General features: G+C 41.9%; 6 protein-coding genes. 3 read left to right on the forward strand and 3 right to left on the reverse strand.

Translation table 11 applies throughout. The annotated features are described in order from the left end of the window. Positions 1 to 24: 24 nt before the first annotated feature. Positions 25 to 1092 (forward strand): ferredoxin family protein, encoded by a 1068-nt coding sequence (locus LC653_RS29065; RefSeq protein ID WP_229498120.1) that lies wholly within the window; start codon positions 25 to 27, stop codon positions 1090 to 1092. Between the two features lie 73 nt (positions 1093 to 1165). Here the strand turns inward: LC653_RS29065 and LC653_RS29070 are convergent, their stop codons facing one another. After that, entirely contained in the window at positions 1166 to 2143 is a 978-nt protein-coding gene (locus tag LC653_RS29070; RefSeq protein WP_229498121.1) for a DUF3102 domain-containing protein, read from the reverse strand. A gap of 600 nt (positions 2144 to 2743) precedes the next feature. On the opposite strand from LC653_RS29070, the gene LC653_RS29075 reads away from it, so the two are divergent. Together LC653_RS29075 and LC653_RS29080 are read left to right on the forward strand one after the other, a co-directional pair. Beyond that, positions 2744 to 3466, forward strand: a complete 723-nt coding sequence (locus LC653_RS29075; RefSeq protein WP_229498122.1) for a VOC family protein — start codon at positions 2744 to 2746, stop codon at positions 3464 to 3466. An 847-nt stretch (positions 3467 to 4313) separates the two neighbouring features. Next, the gene (locus tag LC653_RS29080; protein WP_229498123.1) at positions 4314 to 6029 is read left to right on the forward strand and encodes an ABC transporter ATP-binding protein/permease; all 1716 of its coding nucleotides are present in this window, start codon (positions 4314 to 4316) and stop codon (positions 6027 to 6029) included. A gap of 130 nt (positions 6030 to 6159) precedes the next feature. Here the strand turns inward: LC653_RS29080 and LC653_RS46990 are convergent, their stop codons facing one another. Together LC653_RS46990 and LC653_RS46995 are read right to left on the reverse strand one after the other, a co-directional pair. Continuing rightward, a complete protein-coding gene (locus tag LC653_RS46990) occupies positions 6160 to 6405 on the reverse strand; it encodes a PIN domain-containing protein (RefSeq protein ID WP_308189155.1) in 246 nt (81 codons plus the stop codon). Between the two features lie 18 nt (positions 6406 to 6423). Beyond that, a complete protein-coding gene (locus LC653_RS46995; RefSeq protein WP_308189156.1) occupies positions 6424 to 6621 on the reverse strand; it encodes a type II toxin-antitoxin system VapC family toxin in 198 nt (65 codons plus the stop codon). Between the last annotated feature and the right edge of the window lie 167 nt (positions 6622 to 6788).

Here is a 6788-nt window from a genome sequence, read left to right on the forward strand (position 1 = left end):
GGCGTCGTAAAGGTAAGAAGTTTAATGGATTGTCGTTACTGTTCGGTGGTTTCTCAAGCTAATGGTGAAGATCCAATTGGCACCGCAGGTACGGTGGATGAATGGTTGATTGTAGAAGTACCGCGTCCCTGGAAGGCTGAACTTTGGCAAGAAAAGCCGGAATTTCAGCCGTTGCTTCAAGTTGTGGAACAGTTAGCGTCTAACCCGATGCGGTATTTCAAAGGTCGGCTGTTAGCGATCGCTCCTGACAAGGCTTATACTCATCCAGAATGGGTTAGAGTCTTTTATTATCAGCGTCCAGCCCAGCTATTTGCTCAGTATACCAAGCAGGAATATTTACTTCCCCTAACTCAGGTTGCTCTGCTTGCAGAAACTGTGTTATTTCAGCCGCAAAATTTACCCAGTTTTCAAATTTATCGTCAGCCAACAGAACACATTCGAGAAATTCTGGTTTGTACCCACGCTAACTATGACTTAGCTTGTGGGCGGTTTGGCTATCCCCTTTACCAACTCCTGCGCCAAAAGTATGCAACAGAATCAGACAGTCTGCGGGTATGGCAAACTAATCATTTTGGTGGACACCAGTTTGCACCGACATTGATTGATTTTCCCACCGGTCAACTTTGGGGACACCTGAAAGCAGATGTTTTGGATTGTCTGATTTATCGACAGGGTGATGTTTCCCAATTGCAACCTTTCTATCGTGGCTGGACAGGTTTGGGAAAATTTGAGCAAATTGCTGAGAGAGAAATCTGGATGCAGTTAGGCTGGGATTGGCTGGATTATCCCAAAAGTGGGCGTATTCTAGCACAAGATGAAGGTGGTATTGTGCGATCGCTCCTTAAAAGTATCTTCAAACGTGTTCCATCCCCAAAATTAAAACTTGTGGTTGCAAGATGGGATGAGCAAGCAACCTGGGCAAAAGTAGAGATTGATTACACAAGTAGTAATAATAGCCACCGAAGTGCATACGAAGCCACCGTTAAATTGACGGGAACAGTGAATAGTAAACGCAAATCTGGAGATGATGTACCCCTAACTAGCGTCAACCAGTACAGCATAGATCATCTATTAAAAATTTGTAATTCGTAATTCGTAATTCGTAATTCGTAATTCGTAATTCGTAATTCCCAATGCCCAATGCCCCATTCCCAATTTTCAATTTTCAAACTTCTTGAACACTCAACCCTGATGCGACAATTGCCCGTTGGCATAATTCCAGCGACGGATCTCCAGCAACTACTCGTCGCTGCAAATGATGAGCGATCGCAATCATATCTTCTTGAGGCAGCCAGGGAAACACTACTAAGTCTCCTGGTTGCGAAAACATGGTCACTAATTGCTCAAGGGTCTTTGCTTGCAAGCCAGAGGGTTGCAGAATAATAAGTGTTGTTGCTTCCTCAATCAGCCAATCATGATCCCAGTCGTCTGAAGTGACGGCAACAGCTAAAGTGACTGGAGGAATTTTAGCAAAAAACTCTGGTAAAGCTGTATCACCGTGAAATAATAGGTGCTGCTGTCCTAACTGCCACCAACGATATTGGCTCCTAACAGGAGCTTCAGGTGTTGTCTCTAGATGAGTAACAGGAACCTCAATAACTGGAGATGGAGAATTGTCTTTTTGGAGGGTTTTTGGGACAATAGCGATAATTTCTGGCTTTATTGCTGATTCTGATGTAGTTATCGAGTCAGTTTTTTCTTCTTGCTGATGTTTAATAGTTTGGACTAAATCTTTGTGGGTGATGCGCTTACCAGTTTTTGCTTCTTCTAGATACTGCTCCCGCAGTTTTTGGGTTGTGGAGGGTGCAGCAAGTAGATACAAAGCGGAGGTAGCAATGTCAATTTGTGCAAGATTTGCACGATTGCCAAAGGTTTCATACACGTTAATAAAGTTGTATGCTGTCCGACGACTCCAACCAAATTCGGCTTTCAACCAAGTATCGAACTGCCCATGCTTCAGTTGAGAACGCACTTCTGCCAATCGTTGCCCAATCTCCCAAATGTCTTGGGCAGTCCGCCGTAGCTGCTCTCGGATTTCTGTTGTGCGCTGCTCAACTAACGTCCGCTGCTCTGGCGTGAGAAGTTTGTAATCAAAACGAGTGATAATTGTATCTTTTGTATCCTTGTGATTTGATTTTACCATTGTGAATTTCCACATTCATTGGCTAAGAACTCAGCTACCTGGGATTACAGATAGAACATATTACAACATTGTGAGCATAATTTCACTTAGTTGTAGCTAGACTTGCTGCACTCAGTACACTATATTATTCATTTTATTTTAAAAGTAGGAAAATCTTAAAATTAGACTCACAACAAAAGCTTACTGTCCAGTGAGTGTTGGGTAGCTGGTAAGATTTAACCTTTTTAACACATTACTTCTCCCGATACCCGTGCTGACAACCTAAGGACTTGACAAAAAATCCTATTTACCTGTTAACTGAGAATAATTAGTAATTATTCTCATATCTGGTTAAAAATGGTGACATGGTTTTTGCGTTTTCCGGGGGCTTGTCTGATTAATAAAATTGGTAATTTTTACAAAGCAAACACAAATTTTAGTTAGCATTTAGTACTGAGTTTGAGTAGCAAATATTACTAAAAAATCTGCTATTTAGCTAGTTTAAAAAGCAAAGTTAGATTTAGATGTATTAGATAAATCGTCACAATAGCTTGTACAGTCAGGGTTTTAACTGAATTATTTAAATTACGTATTTTTACATTTAGCAGTGCAAATTTTTACATGAAAACTCAGTTGCTAATTTCGACAAATAATTCCTTGCTAGAAGTTGACCACATTTTTATTTGTGTTGAGGATGCACCTAAAGTTGAGTTATTTGGGCGAGCAGGGTTGATGTTTGCCAGTCCTCCTGTGCAGCAGGTGGAACGAGGTACAGCCTCACAGATTCTCTTTTTTGAGAACTTTTATCTAGAATTTATCTGGGTTGAGAATGAAGTAACCGCTGAAATCTATGCTGTCCGCACAGGCATAGACTTTTTGGCGCGATCGCATTGGCAACAAACGCAAATCTCTCCCTTTGGCATTGCCTTGCACCAGCAGTCTCGTGCGACATCCTCGTTGGATGAGGATAAATTTGAGCGATCGCAATCCCAAAAAACAGAACTACAGTTAAGTTTTTCCAGTCAGAATTTAGTTACGCAAACTGAACCCCTATGCTTTGTGATTCCGGATGCGATCGCCTTACCAACTTTATTAAAAAACTTTCCTAACTTCCAAAAACAGTTTGTGTCCCATCCACTAGGGCTGAGAAAAATGACAGGCATAGAGGCAACTGTGGCTCATACTTACCCTCTAACTCAGCCTCTGGCACTGCTAGTACAGGATGGAGTAGTGCAAATTGAGCAGGGAATTTCCCCGTGTCTACAGTTGACTTTTGACAATCACATCCAGCAGGGTGTATTAGATGCGCGAGCGATCGGCATTCCTTTAATCTTAAAATTTTAGCATCGCTGCTTCTTTTCGCCTCTGCGCCCACCGAAGTTTTGATCTAAGGAAGCCTTATATCATGTCCGCTTGATTACTTATTAAACCCGAAGAACCCCACCCCGCCAAAGCTGTGCTTTGTCTCCCCTCCCCGCAGGCTCTTAGCAGGGTGGTTTCATACGAAAAAAGAAAAATACATAAGTCTTGATTTCTCGTTTTGTGACATAGCTTTTTACCCCACTTCCATTCCTCTCCCCGAAGCGGAGAGAGGCTTTGAAACCCAGTTTTAGTTTTTCTCTGCTTGTATGAAACCACCCTGCCTCCCCGCAGGCTCTTAGGGGTTGGGGGTGGGGTGTAATGATCGTGGTTAGCATAACTATTTATGCGGACATGATATTAGAGGATGTTTGAAAAGTATTAGGCGAATAGAATTCGCTACTACACAATCAAAGTCTACCTCCGTAGACTGAATGCAAAATCAAGGGTTTTATAACCCACGGAGGTAGGTTTTGTCTTATGTAGCCAAGCCAGTGCGTTGGGGAGCCAGTGCTGTGGGCGGGTTTCCCGACTTGAGGCACCTGGCGTCCGGCTCTGCCGACGAGCCTTGCAACTGGCGCGCGACTTCTAGTCGCTAGGGCTAGTAATAAATTAGACTTGTTCATTCATCCTCTTAGAGGTTGTTTAAAAAGTGATTTGCTGTATCTTTGCACTTATTGATCCCCCCTAACCCCCCTTAAAAAGGGGGGAACCGGAATCAAAGTCCCCCTTAAAAAGGGGGATTTAGGGGGATCTAGAACATTTCGCTACCGTAAAGAGGACTTGTTCATTCATCCTCTTAGCTCAAACTTTTCTCTGCGTGAGATAAAACATGCTAAATTTTCAAATCTGGCAGCAATTTCGGCAAATTATTCAACCTTATTGGTTTAACCAGCTACGTTGGGGTGTAATTTTCCAGTTACTACTCCTAGTAGCTTTCTCCTTGGGAAGCAGCACATTCGTAATTTTTGAAACATTACAACGAGGAGAATTGACTTCATCTCTAGCACAGCAGAACGTCAACCGATTTCAGCAGGCAATTGGTTTTTTCTTCAGCATTATAATTGTGAATATTATATTTATTTCTGGAAAAAACTACATTCAAGGAAAACTTAGCCTAGATTGGCGAAAATGGCTAACATCTTACTATCTTAATCAATATTTTACCAAACAATCATTTTATCATTTACAGGCTTTTTCTGAGGTTGATAATCCCGATCAGCGCATGGCTGAGGATGTTAAAAATGTCACCCAACGACTAATTTCCCTTTTAGTTATGTGTCTGGATTCCCTGGTGCAATTAATTGGTTTTATTGGCTTACTGTGGTTTATTTCTCCGATTTTGATGATAACTCTGCTGGCGTATGCAGTGGTTGGTACACTAATCACAACATTAGTGTTTGGACGAGCATTAGTTGGAATTAACTTAGAGCAACTGAAGCGAGAAGCAGATTTTCGCTATGGTTTAGTGCGGATTCGAGACAATGCAGAAGCGATCGCCTTTTATGAAGGACAAGCAGAGGAATCAGTACAAATCAAACAGCGATTTGGGCGTGTGTTTGCTAATATCAATCGTCTGATTCGCTGGCAATTCAACTTAAACATTTTTCAAAACGGTTATCAATATTTAACCTTTATTTTGCCCTTTATCATTTTGGCACCCCGAATTTTTGACCGTGAATTAGAATTGGGGGCTGTCACGCAATCTCAAGCAGCCTTTGAGCGAGTGGGATTTGCACTAGGACTAATTATTACCCAGTTCGATCAACTCAGTGCCTTGACAGCAGGAATTAGACGCCTGACCGAACTTAGAACCAACATGGAAAAGATAACATCCTTGCAGCCAAATTCGGGAATTCAGTTGAGCGAAGAGACGTATATTGCCGTTAACCATTTGACACTACAACTTCCCGATCGCCAAACCAAGCTAATTCAAGATTTATCCGTAACAATATTACCTGGTCAATCATTACTGATTATGGGAGCAAGTGGGGTAGGTAAAACCTCCCTATTGCGTGCTATTGCTGGATTTTGGGTGGAGGGAGAAGGTGCGATCGCAAGACCAGCCCTAGACCGCATACTGTTTCTTCCCCAACGTCCCTATATGCCTTGGGGAACTCTCCGCCAACAGTTACTTTATCCCCATACAGAAACAGCGATCGCTAAAGAAACCCTTCTGCAAACCCTCCATCAGGTTCATCTACCAGATTTAGCTGACCGTTACGGTGGACTAGATGCCTTTGTTGATTGGTCACGGGTGTTATCTTTGGGAGAACAACAGAGACTCGCCTTTGCCCGACTGCTATTGAGTGAACCAACATACGCTATTCTTGACGAAGCGACAAGCGCTCTTGATGAAGAAACCGCAGCCAGTTTATACCAAAAATTACAAGAAACATCAATTACTTACATCAGTGTCGGACATCGCAGCGAATTGCTGAATTATCATCAGTTTGTCTTGGAATTACGGCAACAACAAGAATGGGAATTGTTTTCAACAAAAGACTATGAAAAAAGGGAAAATCTACCAAAGTCTTTGAATCAGTGAACAGTCAACAGTTATCAGTTATCACGGTTTCAGTGCTCTTATTTAAATCAGTGAACAGTCAACAGTTATCAGTGATCACGGTTTCAGTGCTGAGAAAAAATTCTTAACTGATAATGCGGATACTTGATAACTAATAACTATTAGAAGTGGGAGACTCTGCTCCCAATTGACAAAAAATTCTTAACTGATAATGCGGATACTTGATAACTGATAACTGTTGAATTGAGTATGCATCAAAAGCCGAGTCCATTCCCAAGATGGGTACTTGTTCTACCATCGCTTGGGCAATCAACAATCGGTCAAATGGATCTCGATGATGCAATGGCATGGTGGCAACAACCGCAAGATGATCCAATTCGATACTCAGCAAATCCATACTGTTTTGTGTGATTTGCTATTTCACAAATGTTTGAAGTGGTAAATCAAATCTCAACTTGCCGAGACTATGTTTAATTGCCATTTCCCAAATACTGGCAGTGCTGAACAACTTTTCGTTGTACTCGTCTTCAATTAGTGCTTTTGCTGAAAGGCTGAGTTTAGGGCTATCGGTGACAAACCAAATAAAAGTATGCGTGTCCAGCAAGAATCTCATTCCATATATTCTTTAAAATCTTCCAAAGGTTCATCAAAATGTAAGGATTCAGGTGGCAGAGTATTGACAAGGAGGACACTTGAGGGTGAGTATCACAAATATGAACCAAAGCCAGCCTGAAGAATTAGACCGAGAAAGTTTGAGCCAGTTGCCCAAAGAAGAACTGG

The organism is Nostoc mirabile CHAB5784 (assembly GCF_020829645.1).
GTDB lineage: Bacteria > Cyanobacteriota > Cyanobacteriia > Cyanobacteriales > Nostocaceae > Nostoc > Nostoc mirabile.

Bases quoted from the DNA above. Each gene is read 5' to 3' on its own strand.
- LC653_RS29070 (WP_229498121.1), bottom strand. From the start codon at position 2,143: ATGGTAAAATCAAATCACAAGGATACAAAAGATACAATTATCACTCGT.
- LC653_RS29075 (WP_229498122.1), top strand. From the start codon at position 2,744: ATGAAAACTCAGTTGCTAATTTCGACAAATAATTCCTTGCTAGAAGTT.
- LC653_RS46990 (WP_308189155.1), bottom strand. From the start codon at position 6,405: ATGGATTTGCTGAGTATCGAATTGGATCATCTTGCGGTTGTTGCCACC.
- LC653_RS46995 (WP_308189156.1), bottom strand. From the start codon at position 6,621: ATGAGATTCTTGCTGGACACGCATACTTTTATTTGGTTTGTCACCGAT.
- LC653_RS29080 (WP_229498123.1), top strand. From the start codon at position 4,314: ATGCTAAATTTTCAAATCTGGCAGCAATTTCGGCAAATTATTCAACCT.
- LC653_RS29065 (WP_229498120.1), top strand. From the start codon at position 25: ATGGATTGTCGTTACTGTTCGGTGGTTTCTCAAGCTAATGGTGAAGAT.